Annotated in this window: 20 protein-coding genes; all 20 read left to right on the top strand. The window is 34.6% G+C overall.

Annotated features, from left to right (window positions below):
* Positions 1–53 precede the first annotated feature (53 nt).
* The 20 genes from sov (at position 54) to H5V42_RS11080 (ending at position 23,641) form a co-directional block, all read left to right on the top strand.
* Positions 54–7,184, top strand: coding sequence for a T9SS outer membrane translocon Sov/SprA (gene sov, locus H5V42_RS11175; protein ID WP_449240430.1), 7,131 nt, complete (start codon positions 54–56; stop codon positions 7,182–7,184).
* 68 nt (positions 7,185–7,252) lie between these two features.
* Positions 7,253–7,633 carry a glycine cleavage system protein GcvH gene (gene gcvH, locus H5V42_RS11170; RefSeq protein ID WP_185783253.1) on the top strand — a complete coding sequence of 127 codons (381 nt, stop codon included), beginning with the start codon at positions 7,253–7,255 and terminating at the stop codon, positions 7,631–7,633.
* A complete protein-coding gene (locus tag H5V42_RS11165; protein WP_185783252.1) occupies positions 7,626–8,015 on the top strand; it encodes a VanZ family protein in 390 nt (129 codons plus the stop codon). The genes gcvH and H5V42_RS11165 overlap by 8 nt, the downstream gene beginning before the upstream one ends.
* 62 nt (positions 8,016–8,077) lie before the next feature.
* Positions 8,078–8,782, top strand: coding sequence for an energy transducer TonB (locus tag H5V42_RS11160; protein ID WP_185783251.1), 705 nt, complete (start codon positions 8,078–8,080; stop codon positions 8,780–8,782).
* 121 nt (positions 8,783–8,903) lie between these two features.
* Positions 8,904–9,800 carry a heme o synthase gene (gene cyoE, locus H5V42_RS11155; RefSeq protein WP_185783250.1) on the top strand — a complete coding sequence of 299 codons (897 nt, stop codon included), beginning with the start codon at positions 8,904–8,906 and terminating at the stop codon, positions 9,798–9,800.
* Between the two features lie 2 nt (positions 9,801–9,802).
* Positions 9,803–10,384 (top strand): cytochrome c oxidase subunit 3, encoded by a 582-nt coding sequence (locus tag H5V42_RS11150; RefSeq protein WP_185783249.1) that lies wholly within the window; start codon positions 9,803–9,805, stop codon positions 10,382–10,384.
* Between the two features lie 92 nt (positions 10,385–10,476).
* Positions 10,477–11,451: a cytochrome c oxidase subunit 3 gene (locus H5V42_RS11145; RefSeq protein ID WP_185783248.1), complete on the top strand. Its 975-nt coding sequence runs from the start codon at positions 10,477–10,479 to the stop codon at positions 11,449–11,451.
* A 35-nt stretch (positions 11,452–11,486) separates the two neighbouring features.
* Complete coding sequence (locus H5V42_RS11140; RefSeq protein ID WP_185783247.1) at positions 11,487–11,870, top strand: cytochrome C oxidase subunit IV family protein; 384 nt, start codon at positions 11,487–11,489, stop codon at positions 11,868–11,870.
* A gap of 69 nt (positions 11,871–11,939) precedes the next feature.
* The gene (locus tag H5V42_RS11135; protein ID WP_185783246.1) at positions 11,940–12,572 is read left to right on the top strand and encodes a hypothetical protein; all 633 of its coding nucleotides are present in this window, start codon (positions 11,940–11,942) and stop codon (positions 12,570–12,572) included.
* A complete protein-coding gene (locus H5V42_RS11130; RefSeq protein ID WP_185783245.1) occupies positions 12,553–13,293 on the top strand; it encodes an SCO family protein in 741 nt (246 codons plus the stop codon). The genes H5V42_RS11135 and H5V42_RS11130 overlap by 20 nt, the downstream gene beginning before the upstream one ends.
* Before the next feature lies 1 nt (position 13,294).
* On the top strand, positions 13,295–13,825 hold the full coding sequence (locus H5V42_RS11125; protein WP_185783244.1) for a DUF420 domain-containing protein: 531 nt from the start codon (positions 13,295–13,297) through the stop codon (positions 13,823–13,825).
* Positions 13,825–14,055 (top strand): hypothetical protein, encoded by a 231-nt coding sequence (locus tag H5V42_RS11120; RefSeq protein WP_185783243.1) that lies wholly within the window; start codon positions 13,825–13,827, stop codon positions 14,053–14,055. The genes H5V42_RS11125 and H5V42_RS11120 overlap by 1 nt, the downstream gene beginning before the upstream one ends.
* Before the next feature lie 87 nt (positions 14,056–14,142).
* Positions 14,143–15,387 carry an ABC transporter permease gene (locus H5V42_RS11115; RefSeq protein WP_185783242.1) on the top strand — a complete coding sequence of 415 codons (1,245 nt, stop codon included), beginning with the start codon at positions 14,143–14,145 and terminating at the stop codon, positions 15,385–15,387.
* Positions 15,388–15,389: 2 nt separating this feature from the next.
* The gene (locus tag H5V42_RS11110) at positions 15,390–16,649 is read left to right on the top strand and encodes an ABC transporter permease (RefSeq protein WP_185783241.1); all 1,260 of its coding nucleotides are present in this window, start codon (positions 15,390–15,392) and stop codon (positions 16,647–16,649) included.
* 36 nt (positions 16,650–16,685) lie between these two features.
* Entirely contained in the window at positions 16,686–17,795 is a 1,110-nt protein-coding gene (locus tag H5V42_RS11105; RefSeq protein WP_185783240.1) for an efflux RND transporter periplasmic adaptor subunit, read from the top strand.
* A 97-nt stretch (positions 17,796–17,892) separates the two neighbouring features.
* Complete coding sequence (locus tag H5V42_RS11100; RefSeq protein WP_185783239.1) at positions 17,893–18,597, top strand: ABC transporter ATP-binding protein; 705 nt, start codon at positions 17,893–17,895, stop codon at positions 18,595–18,597.
* Positions 18,587–19,822 (top strand): ABC transporter permease, encoded by a 1,236-nt coding sequence (locus H5V42_RS11095; RefSeq protein ID WP_185783238.1) that lies wholly within the window; start codon positions 18,587–18,589, stop codon positions 19,820–19,822. Before H5V42_RS11100 ends, H5V42_RS11095 begins: the two co-directional genes overlap by 11 nt.
* A gap of 1 nt (position 19,823) precedes the next feature.
* A complete protein-coding gene (locus H5V42_RS11090; protein WP_185783237.1) occupies positions 19,824–21,086 on the top strand; it encodes an ABC transporter permease in 1,263 nt (420 codons plus the stop codon).
* Positions 21,087–21,120: 34 nt separating this feature from the next.
* On the top strand, positions 21,121–22,260 hold the full coding sequence (locus tag H5V42_RS11085; protein WP_185783236.1) for an efflux RND transporter periplasmic adaptor subunit: 1,140 nt from the start codon (positions 21,121–21,123) through the stop codon (positions 22,258–22,260).
* A 28-nt stretch (positions 22,261–22,288) separates the two neighbouring features.
* Complete coding sequence (locus H5V42_RS11080) at positions 22,289–23,641, top strand: TolC family protein (protein WP_185783235.1); 1,353 nt, start codon at positions 22,289–22,291, stop codon at positions 23,639–23,641.
* Positions 23,642–23,671 lie beyond the last annotated feature (30 nt).

Raw genomic sequence — 23,671 nt, 5'->3', positions numbered from 1 at the left:
ATACTTTGGAAAGAGGGGCATTGGGAGTTCTTAACCAGAAATGGTTAAAGAACATATTTCTATTTGTTTTTATACTTATAGTCACAGGTAATTTGTTTGGGCAAGATACAGGTGAACAAGCAGTGGATTCTGTAAAAACAGGTGTAGCCATGGGCGAACTTGTGATGAAAAATCCAGAAAGTGTGGTTTCTAAGTACACTTACGATGCTAAAATGGATAGATATATTTTCACTGAAAGTGTTGGTGAATATGATATTACATATCCCATTATACTTACCCCTGAGCAGTATTATGAATTAGTACGAAAAGAAGGCATGAAATCTTACTTTAAAGAAAAGATTGATGCTTTTAGCGGTAAAAAAGAGGGTAGTGAAGAAGCCCGAAAAAACTTGCTTCCAAATTTCTATGTAAATAATAACTTTTTTGAATCTATTTTTGGAGGTAATACCATAGAAATTATTCCTCAAGGTTCCGTGGCAATGGACTTAGGTGTTATTTGGCAAAAGAATGATAACCCTTCGTTATCGCCTAGAAATAGAACAAATTTATCTTTTGATTTTGACCAGCGTATAAGCTTAAGTATGCAAGGTAATGTTGGTGAGAGACTCCAAGTTTCTGCTAATTACGATACTGAAGCTACTTTTGATTTTCAAAACTTAATAAAATTAGATTACACCCCTACTGAGGATGATATTTTACAATCTATAGAAGTGGGTAATGTAAACATGCCCTTGAATAGTTCTTTAATACAAGGTGCGCAAAGTTTATTTGGTGTTAAAACGCAATTGCAATTTGGTAAAACCACCGTAACGGCCGTTTTCTCGGAGCAACGTTCGCAAAACAACACGGTAACTGCCCAAGGGGGAGGAACTATTAATGACTTTTCGCTTACTGCTTTGGATTATGACGAAGACCGTCACTTTTTCTTAGCACAATACTTTAGAGATAATTATGACGCGGCTTTAGAAAAGTATCCTTTTATTCAAAGTCAAGTTCAAATTACGCGTTTAGAAGTTTGGGTTACCAACCGTAACCAACAAACTCTAAACGTTAGAAACGTTGTTGCAATACAAGATTTAGGTGAAGTTTCTGTAGAGAATACTCGTATAGGTAGACAAGGAGCTAATCCTCCTGGGTTTTTTAATCCAAGTGCCGCAACTGGTCTACCAGATAACGGCGCTAACGATTTAGACCCTGAATTAATTACTACTGGTACAGGTATACTAACTGATGCTATTAGGGATATTGCTACCGTGGAGCAAGGATTTAATTTTTCCAATGGATATGTAGCTAATCAAGGTTTTGACTATGCTATTTTAGAAAACGCAAGAAAATTAGAGCAGGGTAGAGACTATCGTTTTAATTCACAATTAGGGTACATTTCCTTAAACCAAAGATTGAGTAATGATGAGGTTTTAGGTGTAGCATTTCAATTTACTTTTAATGGAGAAGTTTATCAGGTAGGTGAATTTGCTAATGGCGGTGTTGATGCAACATCTACGCAACCTGGGGCAATTCCAATTATTGAAAATAACACCTTAATTCTTAAACTTTTAAAAAGTAATATCACCAATGTAGATGATCCTATTTGGGACTTAATGATGAAAAACGTTTACGCAACTGGTGCGTTTCAATTATTGGAAGAAGATTTTAGATTTAATATTCTGTATTCTGATCCAACACCAAGAAACTATATAACCCCAGTTGATGATTTTCCGGCTTCTGCAGCTAATAATGGCAAGGCCTTAGAAGAACGTATTCTATTAAACGTATTCAATTTTGATAGGTTGAATGCCTATAATGATGTACAACCTGGTGGTGATGGTTTTTTCGATTATGTTTCTGGTATAACTGTAGATCCTCAAACAGGAACAATTTTATTTACCAAAATAGAACCTTTTGGGGAGTATCTTTTTGATTTGCTTGACGATGGTACAAGTGGCGAGTATGATGTGGAAGATGATGAAGGGTATAACGCCAACCAACGTAAATACGTATTTAGAGATTTATACGCCAAAACAAAAGCAGCCTCTTTACAAGAAGCGCAAAAAAATAGATTTGTATTAAAAGGAAGATATAAGTCTCAAGGTAATAACGGCATACCTATTGGAGCATTTAATGTACCAAGAGGTTCGGTTAGGGTTACTGCGGGTAATAGGCAATTGCAAGAGGGTATTGATTATACTGTAAATTATCAAGCAGGTACAGTTCAATTATTAGACCCTAGTTTAGAAGCTTCTAATGTTCCTATTAATATTTCCGTAGAAAATAACGCGGTTTTTGGTCAGCAAACAAGAAGGTTTACAGGTATTAATGTAGAACATAAGGTTAATGAGAATTTTGTTTTAGGTGGAACACTTTTAAATTTGAATGAGCGGCCACTTACGCAAAAAGCAAATTTTGGAGTGGAACCCGTGAATAATACTATTTTTGGATTAAACGGTAATTTTAGTACAGAAGTTCCCTTTTTAACCCGCTTGGCAAATAAGTTACCTAATATTGATACAGATGCACCCTCTAATATTTCGTTACGTGCCGAAGCTGCATTTTTAAGTCCAAACTCTCCTAAAAATGCTGATTTTAATGGGGAAACAACAACATATTTAGATGATTTTGAAGGCGCTCAAGCCTTAATTGATATTCGTTCTTTTTTAGGATGGTCATTAGCGAGTCCGCCTTTAGAATTCACTCAAGGTGCCGATGGTTTAGAATTGGGTTACAATAGAGCAAAAATGGCTTGGTATACCATTGATCCAATCTTTTATACCAACCAAAGACCAAATACCATAACAGATGACGATATCTCGTTAAACGAAACTAGACGGGTATTTTTTAATGAAGTATTTCCTACCCAAGAGGTAGCTCAAGGTCAAACCCAAGTACAGACTACCTTGGATATTGCGTATTATCCAAACCAAAAAGGGCCATACAATAACAATCCAAATTTTGCAGGTAATTCTGCTAATAATTGGGGTGGAATTATGCGTTCTTTAAGTAGTACCAATTTTGAGCAAGCTAATGTTGAATTTGTACAATTTTGGGTGTTAGACCCCTACGTAGACGGTAGCTCAAACAGTACAGGTGAATTGGTATTTAATCTAGGTAATATCTCTGAAGACATCCTTACTGATGGTAGAAAACAGTACGAAAATGGTTTACCGGGTACAGAAACTACCGAGGTGCCAAGACCAACTATTTGGGGCCAAGTTCCGCAAACACAATCGTTAGTATATGCTTTTGACGCTGTAGAAGAAAATAGATCATTACAAGATATTGGTTTTGATGGTTTAAATGATGCCTTAGAAGGTTCTATTTATGATAATAACCCAGGGGATGACCCTGCTTTAGATAACTATACCTATTATTTAAATAGAGAGGGAGGTATTTTAGACCGGTATTTAGATTTTAATAATCCTGATGGTAACTCTCCGGTAGCTGTATCAAATACCAATCGTGGTTCTACAACCTTGCCAGATGTTGAAGATATTGATAGAGATTTAACCATGAATACGGTTAATAGCTATTATGAATATCGTATTCCCATAAAACCCAATACTACGGTTGATGATGAATACGTAACTGATATTATTGAAGGTACAGCCAGTGGCAATAGTGTGCCTAATGGTGGAAGCTTAAACTTTAGATGGATACAATATAAAATACCTTTGACTGATTTTACTGATGCGGTTGGTGGTATTACAGATTTGAGGTCTATAAGTTTTATGCGTATGTACCTTACTGGTTTTACAGATGATGTTGTGCTTCGTTTTGCAACATTAGATTTAGTTCGTGGAGATTGGAGAAGTTATACTAACTCACTACAACCAACAGTAGATAATAATCCGGCAGATGATGGAACAACCGTAGATGTAAATGCTGTAAATATTATAGATAATAGTCAAAGAACACCCATACCTTATGTATTACCTCCTGGGGTAGTTAGAGAACAATTGAATAATAACAACACTATTATTAGTCAGAACGAGCAATCATTATCATTTATAATAGAAAATTTAGAATCACAAGATTCTAGAGGTGTTTTCAAAAATTTAAATATTGATGTAAGGCAATATGAGCGCATAAAAATGTTTATGCATGCCGAGAAAATTATTGATTCAGATTATTCTAATGATGATACACCGTTAGTTGGCTTTTTAAGAATTGGTACTGATTTTTCCGATAACTTTTATCAGATTGAGAGACCTTTACAATTTACCCCTTTTGGAACCACTGACCCTGAACAAATTTGGCCAGAAGGCAATGAGATTGATATTAGTTTAGATGATTTAACACGAATTAAATCGGTTCGTATTGCACAATCTCAAAGTACAGTAGATGGTGTTCCTTTAAGTGAATTACGATTTTTTGAAGTTATAAATGGTGAGGTTGTTGAGGTATCAGAATTTGCACCAAGAACTCCGGGAGTAAACCGAATAGGTATAAAAGGAAACCCTTCTTTTGGGTCTATACGGGGTATGATGGTAGGTGTAAAAAATATTGATGATATTCCGGCTCGTGGTGAAGTTTGGTTTAACGAACTGCGTTTAGCAGGTTTAGATAATAACGGTGGTTGGGCAGCAATTGCTGCTATTGATGCTAATATGGCTGATTTTGCCAACGTGTCTGCAACCGCAAATACAAGTACTTCAGGGTTTGGTAGTATTGATCAAATGCCAAATGAACGTTCTAGAGAAGACATTATATCCTATGATATGGTCACTAATGTAAACGTTGGTCAATTATTCCCTAAAAAATGGGGACTACAAATACCTTTTAACTTTGGGGTTTCAGAAACTTTAATTACCCCAGAGTTCGACCCAGTTTATGATGATTTAAAACTAGATGACCAAATAGAAGCTGCTGAAGCTACAGCAGGTATTGACCCTGAAGATGTTCGAGAACAGGCTGAAGATTACACCAAAAGAAGAAGTGTAAACTTTATTGGTGTTCGTAAAAATAGAGGAGATGAAGGCGAAGCTAATTTCTACGATATTGAAAACTTTACGTTTAACTATTCATACAATAAAACCAATCATAGAGATTTTGAAATTGCAGATTTGGTTGATGAAAACGTAAACACTGGTTTTGTATACAATCATAACTTTAAACCCTTAACTGTAGCACCATTAGCCAACAAAGATTCTATTCTTACCAGTAGGTATTGGCAGTGGTTAAAAGATATCAACTTTAATCTTCTTCCAACAAGTATTTCTGTAAATTCTAATTTCAATCGTTCTTTTAACAGACAACGCTTTAGAGACGTTTTGGAGCCAGGTGTTGAGGCCTTAGATTTACCAGTTTTACAACAACGCAACTATCTTTTTAATTGGCAATATGCTTTAAATTATAGTTTATCAAAATCATTACGTGTACAGCTAACAGCATCTAATAATAATATTGTAAGGAATTATTTTAATGATACCAATGACCCTGATTCAGGAATTAATCAGGCTTTAGACTTATGGGATGGCTTTTTTGACATTGGCGAACCCAACAGGCACTCACAACAAATGCAATTAAATTATGAATTGCCTTTTGCAAAAATTCCTTTCCTAAGTTTTATAAATGCGCAATACAGTTATACCAGTAACTTTGATTGGCAACGAGGGGGAGATGCCTTGAGAGAAGTAGCAGGAGAAGATATTAATACCGTTCAAAATGCAAGCACTCATAATGTAACCGCAAACTTAACCATGCAAGGTTTTTATGATTATTTAGGTCTTAAAAAACGTGATGGTAAGACCTTTGCTAACCGGCAACCAGTACGTAGAGATAAAGCTGGTAATACCAAAGATGGTGAAGAAGATAAAAAACCTAAACGAAAAACCAGTAAAGGGTTTAATACACTGGTAGATATTTTAACCATGGTAAAACGGGTTAACGTAAACTACAGTGAAAATCGAGGTAAGGTATTACCAGGTTACACCCAATCTATAGGTTTTATTGGCACAACTAGACCATCGTTAGGATTTGTATTTGGTAGTCAGGCTGATGTTCGTTTTGAAGCTGCAAAAAATGGTTGGTTAACAACTTTTCCAGAATTCAATTCTCAATTTTTACAGAATGTTTCTAGACAGCTAACTATTACGGCTACAGCACAACCTACACAGGAGTTAACCATTGATTTGTCTGCAGATAGGCAGTTTACCAATAGTCTACAAGAGAATTTTCAAGTACGTACTTTAAGTGATGGTAGTTTTGAGTATGACAACTTATTAAGTAACAATATTGGTAATTTTAATATTTCTACCGTGATGTTAGGTACGGTGTTTAAAAAGAGTGATGAATTTACCTCTGAAACGTTTGAGCAGTTCAAAGCCAATAGAATTACCATTGCAAACAGATTAATTTCTGATAGAAGTCAACCTGTTGGTGAGTTAGATGAAGATGGTTTTCCTGAATACTATAGTAAAACACAACAAGAAGTATTGCTTCCAGCATTCTTTGCGGCTTATACTGGGCAAGATGCTAATAGAGTTAATCTAGACTATTTAAGAGATATACCAATTCCGAATTGGAATATTAAGTATACCGGACTAATGAAAAACCGTTGGTTTAAAAAGAAGTTTAAACGTTTTTCTTTGTCTCATGGGTATCGCTCATCATATAGTATAAATTCATTTCAATCTAACCTAGAACGCCAAAATGGGCTTTTTGAGATTGAAACTGGTGATATAAAACCAGAACTCATAATTAATAATGTGGTATTAACAGACCAATTTAATCCGTTAATCCGTGTAGATTTTGAAATGAAGAATTCACTAAGTGTATTAGCAGAAGCAAGAACAGATAGAACATTCTCATTGAGTTTTGATAATAATTTATTAACAGAGATAAGTGGTAAAGAATATACCGTTGGTTTGGGTTATCGATTCAAAGATGTAAAGTTCGTAACTAACATAGGCGGAGAACGCACAAGGCTTAAAGGTGATTTAAACCTAAAAGCAGATGTTTCGTTAAGAGATAATGTAACCATAATCAGAAATTTAGACATTGATAATAATCAAATTACTGCTGGGCAAGACCTATGGTCTGCTAAGTTTACAGCTGATTATGCGTTAAGTAGAAATTTAAATGCTCTATTTTTCTATGACCATTCCTTCTCTAAATTCAAGGTCTCAACTGCATTTCCTCAGACTACGATTAATACAGGTTTTACAATTAGATACAACTTTGGTAACTAAAAGTGCATAAGATTTGTTGAAATCACTTGTAGATTACATTAAATTTGTTGCAATTAAAACGCACAAATATGAATTTTCCATCTGAATTAAAATACACTAAAGACCACGAATGGGTAAAAATAGAAGGTGATACAGCTACTGTGGGTATTACAGATTTTGCTCAAAAAGAATTAGGTGATATAGTCTATGTTGAAGTTGAAACCGTAGACGAGTCTTTAGACAAAGATGAGGTTTTTGGAACTGTAGAGGCGGTTAAAACGGTTTCTGATTTATTTTTACCATTAACAGGTGAAATCATCGAGTTTAATTCAGATTTAGAAGATGAGCCAGAAAAGGTTAATACAGACCCTTATGGAGAAGGCTGGATGGTTAAAATTAAAATATCTGATTCTTCTGAAATAGAAAGTTTATTAGATAACGAAGCTTACAAAGAATTGGTAGGTGCTTAAAAGGCATTTGTATTCAATACTGTTTTTTTTATGGCTAGGCGGGGTCACCTTTGCTAGCCTTTTTTCATTTTCTAACCAAACGGAATCTAAAATTTGGTTCCCACATTTAGATAAGATAATTCATTTTAGTTTTTATTTTGGAGTTGTGTTCTTTGGTTCTTTGGCCTTGAGAGAACATTCAAAAATGGTTAATACTAAAAAAATAGTATTGAAATTGATTGTTTTTGCAATTTTTTACGGGTTGTTAATTGAGTTTCTTCAATATGTTATGCCGTTTAATCGCAGTGCAGAAATATGGGATGCTGTAGCAAATTCTAGTGGTGCAATTATAGCCGGTTTACTCATTGTAAAGTGCGGTTCACTCATTCCTCAATTAAAATGAGCGTTAAAATTGCCCATTATTTAAATTATTGGTTAAATTAGCGAACACTAAAATCAAATTATATGGAACCAAAAAAGAATCCAAAAGCTGATGTAGGAAGAAATAGTGGACTTTATTTTGCGATAGGTCTTGCTTTGGTAATGTTGTTGGTTTGGAGAGGCCTTGAATGGAAAAAATACGACAAAGATAATGACTATGACATTTCTTTGAATGTTGAAGATCAATTGGACGAAGAGGTGCCAATGACAGAACAAATTAAAACCCCACCACCACCGCCGCCACCAGCAGCACCTGAGGTTATTGAGGTAGTTGAAGATGAAGAAGAAGTTGAAGAAACTGTAATTGAGTCTACTGAAACTAGCCAAGAAGAAGAAGTTATGGAGGTTGAAGATGTTGAAGTAGAGGAAATTGATGAAGACATCTCTGTACCATTTGCTGTAATTGAAGATGTGCCTGTTTTTCCAGGTTGTGAAGGGGCAAGCAATAAAAAAGCTTGTTTTCAAGAAATGATGCAAAAACATATTCGTAAGAACTTTAGATATCCAGAAATTGCTCAAGAAATGGGTGTTCAAGGTCGTGTTAGTGTAATGTTTACCATTCAGAAAGATGGTAGTATTGGAAATATTAGAATGCGTGGACCAGATAAAAATCTAGAAGCAGAAGCTTTAAGAATTATCAATAAATTGCCAAAAATGACCCCTGGAAAACAAAGAGGACGTGCAGTAAAGGTTCCATTTAGTATTCCTATTACCTTTAAGTTGCAATAGAATATTCAATAAAATTGTTAAAACCCTGCTATTTATAGTGGGGTTTTTCTTTTTGTGCTAATTGCATTGCAAAAGATATTGTTCAGGAGTATCTTTGTAGACCGTAAAATTGTAACGGACAATGCTTACAGCAGAAACTTTGACAACAATTTCTTTTTCTACCGTAATATCTGAGTTTAAAGAACTTACTAAAGTACGTTTGGCTGTTAGCGTTGTAGTCTCTTCAATAGCCGGTTACCTATTAGCGGCCGCATCAATTGAATTAGTTCCCATACTTCTTTTGGCTTTTGGAGGCTATTGTATGGTTGGTGCTTCCAATATTTATAATCAAATAATAGAAAGAGACTTAGATGTGCTCATGAAACGCACTCGCAATAGACCAATTCCCGCAGGGAGGGTGCCTGTTCGTATCGCTTTTGCATTAGCTATACTTTTAACCCTTTTAGGGGTCATATCTCTGTACTTATTAAATCCTAAAACAGCAATGTTTGGGGCTATTTCTATATTTCTATATGCTTGCGTATATACGCCCTTAAAAACAGTTACCCCATTAGCAGTTTTTGTAGGTGCAATACCTGGGGCAATACCTTTTATGTTAGGTTGGGTTGCGGCTACAAATGAGTTTGGTATTGAACCAGGAACCTTATTCATGGTGCAATTCTTTTGGCAATTCCCCCATTTTTGGGCCCTTGGTTGGATGCTAGATGATGATTACAAAAAGGGAGGCTTTAAAATGTTACCTACGGGTAAAAAAGATAAAGGCACCGCAATGCAGATTATTTTATATACTATTTGGATGATAGTAATTTCAATTATGCCTGTATTTGGATTTACAGGGCAGTTGATCCTTTCTATACCAGCAGCAATCATTGTTTTGGTAATGGGCTTGGTAATGCTATGGTTTGCCTTTAAACTTTATGAGAAAAGAGATAATGCGGCTGCAAGAAAATTAATGTTGGCGAGTGTGTCATACATTACATTAATGCAAGCTGTTTATGTAATTGATAGATTTATTTAAGAATGGATTTAACGCAAGGAACAGAGAAGGAGAAAAGAGCTAGGTCTAGAAAAATGATGCTTTGGTTTGGCATTGTTAGCCTAATAATGGGTTTCGCGGGCTTAACAAGTGCTTACATTGTAAGTAGTAAAAGAGAAGATTGGTTAGATAATATTGCTTTGCCTCAAGCTTTTTACATAAGCACAGCTATAATTATGGTTAGTAGTATTACGTATTTAGTTGCAAGAAATTTTATCAAAAAGAATAATCAAAAATCAGCAACTTTACTTTTGGGAGTAACATTTGCTTTAGGCATAGCATTTATAGTGTTTCAGTTTTTTGGTTTTTCTGAAATGTTGGGTTCTGGGTATTATTTTACAGGACCTACAAGTAACATAAAAATGTCTTACGTTTTTTTAATTGCCTTTGTACATATTGTGCACGTTGTTGTAGGTCTGATTTCATTATTAGTGGTCTTTGTTCAACAATTACGGGGAAAATATACGAGTGATAATATGCTAGGATTTCAATTAGGTGAAACCTTTTGGCATTTTCTTGGATTTTTATGGATTTACTTGATTTTGTTCATGTACTTTGTAAAATAATTGAAGCTTTATAAAGTTTTCATACCAGAAACTCTTTTTCAATCTTTCAAAAGCATTAAATTTGCTAAAATTTTACTAAAACGCTCTTGTTTATGGATGCAACGGTAACTACCGGTTCTGATGAAAATGTATGGGGTGGAGGCAACCGCCCGCTAGGTGCTAGTTATGGAAAGCTAATGATGTGGTTTTTCATAGTTTCTGATGCACTTACCTTCTCTGGCTTTTTGGCTGCTTATGGTTTTTCTAGATTTAAATTCATGGAAACTTGGCCTATAGCAGACGAAGTTTTTACACACGTACCTTTCTTTCATGGTAACTATCCCATGTATTATGTGGCTTTTATGACATTTGTACTTATCATGTCTTCTGTGACTATGGTACTTGCTGTAGACGCCGGACATAAAATGAAGAAGAATGCTGTAATATGGTACATGTTTGCTACTATTATTGGAGGTTTAATTTTCGTTGGTTCTCAAGCTTGGGAGTGGGCAACTTTTATCAAAGGTGATTTTGGAGCTCTTGAAACTAAAGGTGGTAGAATTTTACAATTCGTTAATGCTGAAACTGGTGAACGTGCTGCAATTGCTGATTTTGCAAAAGTAATTCCTGGTGAAAGAACGCTTCATGAAAATAGTAATGGTATCTGGTATCAAGAAGAAGGCACCAGAACAACTTTTAATTTAAATGAAGTTGTAGAGGGCTTTAAGGCAAATCCAGGATTGCTCATACGTACAGAAACAATAACTGAAGAAGGTGAAAAAACACTCTTAAATAGACAGGAGTCTTTGGATAAACTAACACAAGCAGTTCGCGTTGTAGAAGGGGCTAATCTAATTAGAAATGAATACGGTAGTCGATTGTTTGCTGACTTCTTCTTCTTTATAACTGGTTTTCACGGCTTCCACGTTTTCTCTGGAGTGGTTATTAATATTATCATTTTCTTTAATGTAATCTTAGGAACATACGAAAGAAGAGGACACTATGAAATGGTTGAAAAAGTTGGTTTATACTGGCACTTTGTAGATTTAGTTTGGGTATTTGTTTTCACATTCTTCTACTTAGTTTAATACCAGTTATTCTATAATATTATTACAATACTAAAATGGCACACGAACATAAATTAGAAATTTTTAGAGGTCTTATAAAGTTCAAATCTAATATCCAAAAAATTTGGGGTGTACTATTGTTACTATCTATTGTTACTGCAGTAGAAGTAGCTTTGGGTATTATAAAACCAGACTTTTTAACGCAGTCTTATTTCTTAGGGATGAAGTTGTTAAACTGGATTTTTATCATACTTACACTGGTTAAAGCATATTACATTACTTGGGACTTTATGCACATGAGAGATGAGAAAAGCTCTTTAAGAAGAGTTGTGGTTTGGACACCAATCTTCCTTGTAGCATATTTAGTTTTTATTCTACTGTTTGAAGGTACATATATCTTTCAAGTATTTAAAGATGGATTCCTTTCTTGGAATTTCTAAGAAATCATTAACAATACTAAAAGACGGTCTTAAAGCCGTCTTTTTTATTTTTGTAAAGGTTATGATGTTATGAAAAAAGTTTTTGTACTTGTTGTGCTATTTGTACTTCCGATAGTAGCATATCTTTTCTTTGCTTCAGGAGTTTATAATTTTGGTAAGCTTCCAATTTTAACTACTGAGATTACAGAAATTGATTCTAACCCAAATGCAATTAAGTTAACTAATAATATCACCATTCTAGGGTTTCTGGGTTCTAACATAGAAGGTAGAGAGGGAAATCTTTTTAATCTAAATCAGAAAATTTACAAACGTTTTTACGAGTTCAAAGATTTTCAGATAGTTATGTTGGTGGAAGAAGGAAAGCAAGCTGAGATAGAAGAGTTTAAAAAAGAACTAGGAACGTTTACTGATATTTCTAAGTGGCGATTTATTTTTACCTCTAAAGAAGAAATTAATCAAACATTCAAAAGTTTAAATACAAATTTGAAGTTAGATGAAAAACATAGTTCACCTTATGTTTTTATAATAGACAAAGAACGTGGACTTAGGGGGAGAGATAATGATGATGATGAGGGAGTTAAGTATGGTTTTAACACCAGTTCAGTAGCAGATTTAAATAATAAAATGGTTGATGACGTTAAAATAATTTTAGCAGAATACAGATTAGCCTTAAAAAAGAACAATGCCTCAAGGAGCAAATAAAGGAAAGAAATATACCTATATCTGGGTTTCATTGATAATCCTAATTTTTGGAATATTTGCGGTGCCAAATTTGGTAAAAAGACTAAAGAGCGGCACTGTTGCCAAAAATGACCGAATGTCTGGTATGGTTTTAAACAATGAACCACTTACTTACTTGGTGAATAATGGAACAAAAAGAAAAGTTCCTGCCTTTGAGTTTTTAAACCAAGACAGCGTGTTGGTCTCTAATAAAGACTTGCTAGGTAAGGTTTATGTAGTAGATTTTTTCTTTACGTCATGTCCAACCATATGCCCAGTAATGAGTTCGAATTTGGCTGACATTAATGAAACAATTAATTCTGATGATTTTCAAATTGTTTCTTTTACCATTGACCCTAAAAGAGACACCCCTTCAAAACTTAAAAATTATGCCTCACGGTACAGTAATAGTTCTAACTGGAATTTTTTAACTGGAGCTAGAGAAGGTATTTATAAACTGGCAAATGAAGCTTTTTATATACATGCAAGTGAGAATGAAGAAGTAGCTGGTGGTTTTGAACATTCTGGATTATTTGCTTTGGTCGATAAAGAAGGTTATTTACGTTCGCGTACTGATAGGTTTGGTAATCCAATAATATATTATCGAGGTACCATAACTGAAAAGCAAGGTGTTAATGATGAAGGCGAAGTGCAACAAATAACTATTTTGAAAGAAGATATTAAAAAACTTTTAGCAGAGTAAAATGGAAGTAGCAGCAAAACAAGAAAAAAATATTAAACGCTGGATTACAATTTTATCCATAGCAATACCAGTAGTGGTAGCGCTATTGTTTACGTACAAAATTCCTAACGCAGAGCCCTTAACATTTTTACCGGCAATCTATGCTACAATAAATGGGCTAACTGCGGTACTGCTGATAGCAGCTGTATACTTTATTAGAGAAGGTAAGCAGAAAATACATCAGAATATAATGAATGTGAATATTACACTTTCATTGTTGTTTCTAATTATGTATGTTGCTTATCATATGACTTCAGAATCCACTCCATTTGGTGGTGAGGGGGCAATTAAATATGTATATTATTTTATCCTTATTACCCATATCTTGCTATCTATTGGGGTTATTCCTTTAGTTTTAATAACCTACAGCAAAGCATATCTTAAAAAGTTTGAAGCACATAAAAAGTGGTCTAAAATTACATTTCCTATTTGGTTGTATGTTGCTGTTACTGGTGTTATAGTTTATTTAATGATTTCTCCTTACTACGTGTAATGAAAAGGTTTGTCTTAATTACGGTCTTCTTTTCTATACTACTTTTTCCAGAAGTTGTAGAGGCTCAATGCGCCATGTGTAGAGCAGCTTTAGATAGTGAGGCTGATACCAGCCAAGCTGAAGGAATTAATAACGGAATTGTTTATTTAATGGCTATACCTTATATCTTGGTTGGTGGTTTATTTTACCTTATTTATAAGAAACTTAGGGGTAATTCAACAAAAGCATAAATTTCTTTTAAAAAACTGTAACAAATTAGTTGATACATAGTCTTATTGATGTACATTAATGTATTCATCAATCAAAACAATCAACCTATGTTTGACATCGAAAGATGGCAAGAAATCTTTGATACCCTGCGGAAAAACAAACTCCGCTCCTTTCTTACGGGTATATCCGTCGCCTCCGGAATTTTCATTTTAGTTATTCTCTTGGGTTTTGGCCAAGGCATGCGTAATGGTATTGAGCAAGAATTTAAACAAGACGCTGCTACCAGTATTTGGGTATGGCCAGGTACAACTAGTAAAGAATACAAGGGCTTAAACCCTGGTAGAAGAATTCAATTAACCAATGAGAATTATGATAACGCCGTAGCCTTATATAGTTCAGAGTTAGAATATTCTTCTCCCCGAATTTTTGTGAGAAACGTTACGGTAAATTATGGTAAAGAATCACTGGTTTATGGCATTCAAGGGGTTAGCTCTAATTTTCAAATGATAGAAAATGCCAAAATGATTGAAGGTCGTTTTATAAACCCTCAAGATGAATCTTCAACAGCTAAAGTTGCGGTAATAGGTAAAAAAATTAGAACCGATGTTTTTATGGATGTAGATTCCCCCGTAGGTGAATTTATTGAAATCTCAGGCATCCCTTTTAAAATTATAGGCGTCTATAAAGAATATGAAGACCGTGAAGAGGAACGTATTTATATTCCAATTGCTGCTGCTCAAAAAGTTTTTAATGGTGGAGATATGGTAAATAACATGTCTTTTACTTTACCGCCAAAAGAAAATTTTGATGAAGCAGTAAAACAAGCAATTGATTTTAAAGAGGGTTTGAAAGGTTATTTACAACAAGTACATACGGTAGCTCCAGATGACACTAGTGCTTTAGATGTTTGGAGTGCCATGGAAGAAGCCAAACGTTATTATGGGCTAACCAATAACATAAAAATATTCTTCTGGGTTGTAGGAGTCTTTACCATCATTGCTGGTGTGGTTGGTGTAAGCAACATTATGTTAATTGTAGTAAAAGAACGTACCAAAGAAATAGGTATTCGTAAAGCACTTGGAGCAAAGCCTTGGTCAATAATTGGAATGATTTTACATGAGGCTATTTTCGTTACCGCCATTTCAGGTTTTGGAGGGCTAATTTTTAGCATGGCAATACTAGAAATTGTAGGTCCTCATATAGAGATAGATTATGTTTTAAATCCGTCTGTAAATTTCAATGTGGCTTTTAGTACTGTCATCGTATTAATTGTTGCAGGTACAATTGCTGGTTTCTTTCCAGCATGGAAAGCAGCAAGAGTTCAAACCATAGAAGCCCTAAGAAACGAATAGCCATGTTTAATAGAGATCGTTGGAAAGAAATTTTAGAGGTGCTCACCAGTAATTGGTTTCGAACTTTGCTTACGGCATTTGGCGTGTTCTGGGGAATTTTCATACTTATTATTTTACTTGCTGCAGGTAAAGGCTTAGAAAATGGTATACGGGTTGATTTTGGTGATATTGCAACCAACACTATGTTTATGTGGACAAGGCGAACTACAAAACCCTATGAAGGTCTGCCAAAAGATAGAAGGTTTGAATTTAAACGTAGTGATGTTCAATCAATACGAGATAATGTGCCTAATCTAAGATTTATTTCACCAAGAAATCAATTAGGTGGTTTTTCAGGAGGTGGTAATAATGTTATCAGAGGTTTAAATGCGGGGGCTTACAATGTGTATGGTGATTACCCTGAAATTATAAATCAAGACCCAATGACGGTTACCTCAGGCAGATTTATCAACTACAATGATATTGAACAAAACAGAAAAGTAGCAGTTATAGGACTTGGAGTAAAAAATGAATTGTACGACAAAGGAGAAGAGGTGCTGGGTACCTATATTAAAATTCAAGGTGTAAATTTTATGGTAGTGGGTACCTATAAAAAAAATTCCAGTGATGGAGGAGAAGAGGCTCAAAAAGAAATATTTGTGCCCTTTACCGCTTTTTCACAAGCTTTTAATATGGGTGAAGTTGTTGGTTGGATGGCCATTACGGCCAACGATGGACATTCAATTTCTGTTTTAAAAGATGACATCATCAACTTAATGAAATCCAACCATAAAGTGCATCCTGAAGACACAAGAGCTATTGGTTTCTTTGATTTGTACCAACAATACAACAGGGTAGAAAGTTTATTTGCTGGCATACGATGGATTGCCATTATCGTTGGAACATTTGTACTTATTTCTGGTATTATTGGGGTAAGTAACATTATGCTAATTGTAGTAAAAGAACGAACTAAAGAAATAGGTATTCGTAGAGCTTTAGGAGAGTCACCTTGGTCTATCAAGAAACAAATTTTAATGGAATCAATCTTTCTAACACTGATTTCGGGTATGACAGGTATCATTTTTGGCGCATTGGCTATTTATGGTATAAATACATTGCTAGATAGTGTTGGGCCAGTTGATATGTTTTTAAACCCAAGTGTAAGCGTAAAAGTTGTGGCCGGGGCATTATCTGTTTTGGTTATTGCGGGTTTATTAGCTGGTTTTTTACCTGCAAATTCAGCAATACGTGTAAGACCTATTGAAGCATTAAGAACTGAATAATAATAACAAAAAACATCAATCAAAATAACTATACAAATGAAAAAGTCTGTAACAATAATAATACTTGTAACCATAGTCTTAGGTTTTTCAGGAGCCATGTATTATTTGTACTCTAAAAATGCCGAAGACCCGGTAGTATATCAAACTGAAAATCCTTCGAAGCAAACTATTGTTAAAAAAACAGTAGCAACTGGTAGCATTCTGCCGTTAGAGGAAGTGTTGATAAAACCCAACATTTCTGGAGTTATAGAAGAGGTTTATGTTGAAGGTGGAGATTATGTTAAAACGGGTGACCTATTGGCAAAAATAAAGGTAGTACCCAATTTAAGTGCAGTTAATGATGCAAGAGATGCAATAGATAGAGCTAAAATTGATTTAAATGATCAAAAACGTAATTGGGATAGACAACAAAGTTTGTTTGAAAAAGGGGTAATTGCTAAAACAGATTTAGAGCGCGCAGAAGTTACTTATGACCAAGCTAAGCAAACATATAACGCCGCTGTTAAAAGGTTAGATATTATTAAAACAGGAACAGCAAGTGGGTATGGTAATGAAGCAAATACTCTAATTCGCTCTACCGTTACTGGAATGGTATTAGATGTTCCTGTAGAAAAAGGTAACCAAGTAATTGAGAGTAATAATTTTAATGAGGGTACTACCATTGCATCAATCGCTGATGTTGAAAAAATGATTTTTGAGGGCAAAGTTGATGAGTCAGAAGTAGGCAAAATAAAAGAAGACTTACCCCTAGAAATTACAGTAGGTGCTATTGAAAATCAAGTGTTTGAGGCAGTTCTAGATTATATAGCCCCAAAAGGCGTAGAAGAAAATGGTGCCATTCAATTTGAGATAAAAGGTACGCTAACAAAACAAGACACCACATTTATAAGAGCCGGTTTGAGCGCCAACGCTTCAATAATTTTGGCTAGGGCAGATAGTGTAATGGCAGTAAAAGAAGCGTTGGTGCAATTTGATAAAGACACTAAAAAACCTTTTGTAGAAATTGCTACAGGAGACCAAAAATTTGAACGTAAAAATGTAGAACTAGGTATTAGTGATGGTATTTATGTGGAGGTGAAATCAGGGATTTCTTCTGATGACAATATCAAAGTCTGGAATGAAGTAGAAGACGAGATTACAAACTAATCTTTCATTTAACAAAATTTTTAAAGAAAAGTTGTAACAATTTAACAACTTATAAGTCAAACCAAAGGAAGCAATTCCAAATCACTAAAAACCAATCATGATAGAGATAAAAGATTTACACAAATCCTACCGAATGGGGAGTAATTCACTCCACGTATTAAAAGGAATAAACTTTTCAGTAGAAGATGGAGAACTGGTGGCTATAATGGGTTCATCAGGTTCGGGTAAATCTACGTTGCTAAACATCTTAGGAATGTTAGATGTGGCAGATTCAGGTTCTTATCATCTAGATGGAGTTCCAATAAAAGACCTCAGTGAAACAAAAGCTGCCCAATACAGAAATAAATTTTTAGGATTTATTTTTCAATCATTCAATTTAATAAATTATAAAAATGCCATTGAGAATGTGGCTCTACCTTTATACTATCAACGTATTGGCAGAAAAGAGAGACAAGAAAAAGCGTTGAAATATCTTGAACGAGTTGGTTTAAAACAGTGGGCAACACATTTACCTAGTGAACTTTCTGGAGGTCAAAAACAACGTGTGGCAATTGCTAGAGCAATGGCTGCTGAACCCAAGGTTTTATTAGCAGATGAGCCAACGGGTGCTTTAGATAGTACAACTTCATATGAAGTAATGGATTTAATTCAAAAGATTAATGATGAGGGTAATACCATTTTAGTAGTTACTCACGAAGAAGATATTGCTCATATGTGTAAAAGAATTGTGCATTTAAAAGATGGGGTTATAGTTGAAGACAAAATGGTTGAACAAGTAAGAGCCGCACAGTATGTTCAGTAGAGATACTTGGAAAGAAATATTTGAGGCAATGAGCAAAAATAAGCTCAGGACCTTTCTCACCGGTTTTACCGTTGCTTTGGGTATTTTCATTTTTGTAACCCTATTTGGAATGGGTAATGGTTTGCAGAATACCTTTAATGAATTTTTTGGACAAGATGCGGTTAATGTATTAAGAATATATCCTTCACAAACAACCCTACCTTACGGCGGGTATAAAGCCAAAAGACAAATAGAGTTTGAAAATGATGACTTAGAAGCTATTGCAAAAGAATTTGCTCCTTTTATAGATTACATGACTCCACAAATTAATAATGGAGGTACGGTAACCTATAAAAACGAGTCAGATAATTACTCTAATAGAGGTGTTGGACCAGGAATGCAATGGGCTGAGAAGAACATTTTAATGAAGGGTAGATACATTAACAACAAAGATATTAGAGACAGAACCAAAGTGGCTGTAATTGGTAGAATGGTCGAAAAAGACCTTTTTAATGGTGATAACCCTATTGGAGAATACATTGCAATGGGAGAAAGTGTGTTTAGGGTGGTAGGTGTTTATCAAGATGATGGCGGTGATAATGAAGAAAGATACATATATATACCGTTTACTACACGCCAATTAATAGAAGGTAATAATGATAAGTTAGGGCAAATTATTATTGGGTTCAAAGAATCTTTGGGTTATACAGGCGCAATGGACTTTCAAAACAAGTTAGATGCCTTTATGCGTCAAAGAAAAGTTATAAGTCCTAAAGACCCTAGAGGTATTTTTATACAGAATATCGCAGACCAATTAAAACAAAATCAACAATTTGCTGGAGCCTTACAATTAATTATATCTGCCATAGCCTTCGCGGTTATTATTTCTGGGGTTATTGGTATAAGTAATATAATGGTGTTCGTAGTAAAAGAGCGTACCAAAGAAATTGGTATACGTAAAGCAATGGGCGCAACACCAAGGTTGATAACTAGTGGCATTATGTTAGAATCTATATTCATAACCGCAGTTTTTGGGTTTCTTGGCATGTTAATCGGTATTATTGTTCTCAATGCTATTACTGGAGATACTTTAAAAGACGATTACTTTATTACCAAACCCAGTATCAACCTAGGCCTCGCATTTTTTGTAACCATTCTGTTAGTAATTTGTGGAGCTATAGCAGCATTTGTACCTGCAAGACGAGCAGCAAGAATTAAACCTATTGTAGCCTTAAGAGACGAATAGTATGAAACAGTTATTTGACAGAGATACTTGGATAGAGATATTTCAATCTATTAGAAAAAATAGGTTAAGAACCTTTTTGACTATGATAGGTGTTTTTATAGGAATATACATTTACATAGGTTTGTCTGGTGCGGCTAATGGTTTACAAAATGGGTTCGAAAGAGAGTTTAAAACTATCGCAAGAAATAGCATGTTTGTATGGGCGCAACAAACCAGTATGCCCTATAGCGGTTTTAAAACAGGCAGACAGATTCAATTAAAACTTAGTGATGCGGAAACTCTAAAAAAACAAATTCCAGAAATTGAGGCAATTGCACCACGTAACGTACAAGGTATTTTTGGGTCCAATCCAGGAGTTATCACTAGAGGCTTAAAATCAGGAAATTATTCGGTTTTTGGAGATTTTCCCGAGTTCACAAAAATAGCTACCAAGCGTATTTATGATGGAGGAAGGTTTATAAATGACGAGGATATAGAACAAGAACGAAAAGTTTGTGTAATAGGAGAACGAACTCAAAAAGAACTTTTTGATGATGAAGAAAATCCAATTGGTGGATATATTGAAATTGACGGTGTAAATTTTCAGGTGGTTGGAGTGCATAAATTTGCTGGTGGTGGTCCGTTTGATAATGATTCAGATATATTTATTCCTTTTACAACTTTTAGAAAATTATATAATACCGGAGAGAATGTTTCTTGGTTTACCATAGCGGCTTATGACGATGCAAATGTTATCGAAGTTGAGAAGGATATTAAAGCAACATTAAGAAGAATTCACCAAACACATCCGCAAGATGAAAAGGCAATAGGTTCTTTCAACCTAGGAGAAATGTTTAATAAGATTTTTGGCTTTTCTGATGGTTTAATCTTTTTATCACTCGTAGTTGGTATTGCCACCATTTTAGCAGGTGTAATTGGAATTGGCAATATTTTGTTGATTTCAGTAAAAGAAAGAACAAAAGAATTGGGTGTAAGAAGAGCTTTAGGCGCAACGCCTGGTGAGGTGAGAAATCAAATTATAATAGAAGCCTTGGTGCTTACACTATTAGCCGGAATAATTGGAATCATTCTTGGGGCTGCAACCTTAAAATTAATCGACTCCTTAACTGGCGGGGGTGATTTTCCATATACCAACCCAACGGTACCCATACCTTACGTGTTAGGTTCTTTAATGCTAATGATAATATTAGGAATATTAATTGGATTAATACCGGCTCAACGTGCTGTAAGTATAAGACCAATTGATGCCCTACGAGAAGAATAACAAAAACAAATAAAAAAACTAAATAATCAAAACAATGAACAAATACGTTAAATGGACTCTAATTGGACTATTGATATTAGGAGTGCTTTGGGCAGCATCTTTCTTCATAAAAAGCAATAGCAAATCCATTACTGAGTATGAAACTCATAAGCCTTTTATATCTAGTATTGAAAAGAAAACCGTTGCTACAGGTAAAGTTATTCCTGAAGATGAAATTGAAATTAAACCTCAAATTTCAGGAATAATAGATAAAATATATTTAGAAGAAGGGGCTAAAGTAAAAGCTGGGGAATTAATTGCAACCATAAAAGTAGTGCCTAATGAACAAGCTCTTTACCAAGCAAGAGGTAGAGTAAATAATGCTAAAATTGCACTTGGCAACTCAGAAATTGATTACAATAGAAATAAAACTCTTTTTGATAAAGGTGTGGTGTCTGCTCAAGATTTTCAAAATATACAACTTAGGTATAACCAGGCTAAATTAGAGTTAGAAAATGCTCAAAATGATTATCAAATAATTCAAAGAGGTTCTGCAGGAGGCTCATCTAGCGCAAATACAAATATTAGAGCTACAGTTGATGGTACCATTCTAGAAATACCAGTTGAAGAAGGTGATCAAGTAATTCAAAGTAATAATTTTAATGATGGTACAACCATTGCTTCTATAGCCGATTTAAGTAAAATGATTTTTGAAGGCCAGGTTGATGAAGGTGAAGTAGGTAAGCTTGCCGTTGGGATGCCTTTAAAAATAACATTAGGAGCTGTTCAAGATCAAGAATTGTCTGCTAAACTCAAATTTATTGCTCCAAAAGGTATTGAAGAAGCGGGTGCAGTAAAATTCAAGATTGAAGGGGATGTAGAAATAAATGAGGATTTTATGATAAGAGCTGGTTATAGTGCTAACGCATCTTTAACTCTTGAAAAGAAAGATAGCATTTTGGTAATACCCGAAGCATTATTGCAGTTTGATAGAGATACTAATAAGCCCTATGTAGAAATAGCAACTGGTGAGCAGCAATTTGAGAGAAAAGATATTGAAATCGGAATATCAGACGGAATAAATGTGGAAATAGTTTCTGGTTTATCTGAAAATGATGAGGTAAAACAATGGAATAAAACAGAACCAGTTAAAATTGGAGAAGAAGAGGACGTAGATGGTAATGAGACTGAATAACCAAGTACAACCAAAAATCAAAAAACGAATGAAATTTAAATTATTAATAGTAACGGCTTTACTAACCTTTGGGTTTACCAATGCACAGGTTAAAAAGTGGACTTTAGAAGAGTGTGTTACATACGCCGTTGAAAACAACTTAACTATTGAGCAATTTGCGCTGGATTTGGAAACTGCGAAAATTGACAAATCTGATGCCATAGGTAACCTTTTACCAAATTTGAATGCTTCTGCAAGCGTCTCAAGTAATACGGGTTTCTCTATTAATCCAACAAACAACTTACCTACAAATCAAACAGCCTTTAATGTAAATGGTGGTTTTAGTTCTAATGTAACCTTGTTTGATGGATTGCGTAACGTAAAACAAGTGCATAGAGCAAAAATGAACGCCATTGCTAATCAGTATAGACTAGATAATCTAAAGGATGATATTAGATTAAATGTTGCTAATGCCTATTTACAGGTGGTTTCTAATATTGAACAAGTAAAGGTATTTAAAGCACAATACGCTGTAACTGAGCAAGATTTAGAGCGAACTAAAGAATTAGTAGAATCTGGTGTTGTTCCCAGAGGAGATTTACTTGAAATTGAAGCAACCGCAGCAACACAAGAACAACAAATAATCAATGGTGAGAGTTTAGTAATCATAGCTAAAGTTAATTTAGCTCAATTGTTACAAATTACAGACTATGAGAACTTTGATATCGCCGATGAAGATTTCAATGTTCCTCCTTCCGACATTATGAGTAATTCGGCGAAAACTATCTTTGCAAAAGCAATGGAGTTCAGAAATGATATCAAACTTTCTGAAACTAATGTTACACTCGCAGAAAAAGATTTAGAAATCTCAAAAGGAGCATATTTACCAACTATAGGAGCCTTTTTTAATTATGGCACCCGTTATTCAGACGTTACCCAACTTCCAGACCCGGTAACAGGTGTGCCTTTTACACCGAGCTTTACGGATCAGCTTTGGATTTTTGACGGTATTTCTTATGGTGCTCAAATGAGTATTCCAATATTTAATGGATGGAGCACACGTAACAATGTTAAACGTTCTAAAATAAACTTAGAACGAACCAAGCTTCAATTTGAACAAGATAAATTGGCTCTTGAGGCAACTGTACAGCAAGCTTATGTTGATGTAAACACATTTAAAAAAGCTTACCAAGCAGCTCAAAAAACTTTAGAAGCTAGAAGTTTGGCATATGAATATTCTAAAGAACGTTATGATGTGGGATTAATGAATGCGTTTGATTTTCAGCAAGCTCAGGCTAGAGTTGATAATGCTCAAGCTGATGTAATTAGAACAAAATACGATTACATTTTTAGGCTAAAAATCTTAGAATTCTATTTTGGAATTCCTATATCTTTAGATTAAAGATTAGTAAAACAAAGTAAAACCAATCGA

Origin of the sequence: Croceivirga lutea (assembly GCF_014235875.1) — a bacterium.
Classification (GTDB): Bacteria; Bacteroidota; Bacteroidia; order Flavobacteriales; family Flavobacteriaceae; genus Croceivirga; species Croceivirga lutea.
This window is presented reverse-complemented; position numbering and strand designations above follow the sequence as displayed.

What these genes read in the sequence shown, in the direction of transcription:
- gcvH (WP_185783253.1), top strand. Translation starts at nt 7,253, where the DNA reads ATGAATTTTCCATCTGAATTAAAATACACTAAAGACCACGAATGGGTA.
- H5V42_RS11160 (WP_185783251.1), top strand. Translation starts at nt 8,078, where the DNA reads ATGGAACCAAAAAAGAATCCAAAAGCTGATGTAGGAAGAAATAGTGGA.
- cyoE (WP_185783250.1), top strand. Translation starts at nt 8,904, where the DNA reads ATGCTTACAGCAGAAACTTTGACAACAATTTCTTTTTCTACCGTAATA.
- H5V42_RS11150 (WP_185783249.1), top strand. Translation starts at nt 9,803, where the DNA reads ATGGATTTAACGCAAGGAACAGAGAAGGAGAAAAGAGCTAGGTCTAGA.
- H5V42_RS11145 (WP_185783248.1), top strand. Translation starts at nt 10,477, where the DNA reads ATGGATGCAACGGTAACTACCGGTTCTGATGAAAATGTATGGGGTGGA.
- H5V42_RS11140 (WP_185783247.1), top strand. Translation starts at nt 11,487, where the DNA reads ATGGCACACGAACATAAATTAGAAATTTTTAGAGGTCTTATAAAGTTC.
- H5V42_RS11135 (WP_185783246.1), top strand. Translation starts at nt 11,940, where the DNA reads ATGAAAAAAGTTTTTGTACTTGTTGTGCTATTTGTACTTCCGATAGTA.
- H5V42_RS11130 (WP_185783245.1), top strand. Translation starts at nt 12,553, where the DNA reads ATGCCTCAAGGAGCAAATAAAGGAAAGAAATATACCTATATCTGGGTT.
- H5V42_RS11125 (WP_185783244.1), top strand. Translation starts at nt 13,295, where the DNA reads ATGGAAGTAGCAGCAAAACAAGAAAAAAATATTAAACGCTGGATTACA.
- H5V42_RS11120 (WP_185783243.1), top strand. Translation starts at nt 13,825, where the DNA reads ATGAAAAGGTTTGTCTTAATTACGGTCTTCTTTTCTATACTACTTTTT.
- H5V42_RS11115 (WP_185783242.1), top strand. Translation starts at nt 14,143, where the DNA reads ATGTTTGACATCGAAAGATGGCAAGAAATCTTTGATACCCTGCGGAAA.
- H5V42_RS11110 (WP_185783241.1), top strand. Translation starts at nt 15,390, where the DNA reads ATGTTTAATAGAGATCGTTGGAAAGAAATTTTAGAGGTGCTCACCAGT.
- H5V42_RS11105 (WP_185783240.1), top strand. Translation starts at nt 16,686, where the DNA reads ATGAAAAAGTCTGTAACAATAATAATACTTGTAACCATAGTCTTAGGT.
- H5V42_RS11100 (WP_185783239.1), top strand. Translation starts at nt 17,893, where the DNA reads ATGATAGAGATAAAAGATTTACACAAATCCTACCGAATGGGGAGTAAT.
- H5V42_RS11095 (WP_185783238.1), top strand. Translation starts at nt 18,587, where the DNA reads ATGTTCAGTAGAGATACTTGGAAAGAAATATTTGAGGCAATGAGCAAA.
- H5V42_RS11090 (WP_185783237.1), top strand. Translation starts at nt 19,824, where the DNA reads ATGAAACAGTTATTTGACAGAGATACTTGGATAGAGATATTTCAATCT.
- H5V42_RS11085 (WP_185783236.1), top strand. Translation starts at nt 21,121, where the DNA reads ATGAACAAATACGTTAAATGGACTCTAATTGGACTATTGATATTAGGA.
- H5V42_RS11080 (WP_185783235.1), top strand. Translation starts at nt 22,289, where the DNA reads ATGAAATTTAAATTATTAATAGTAACGGCTTTACTAACCTTTGGGTTT.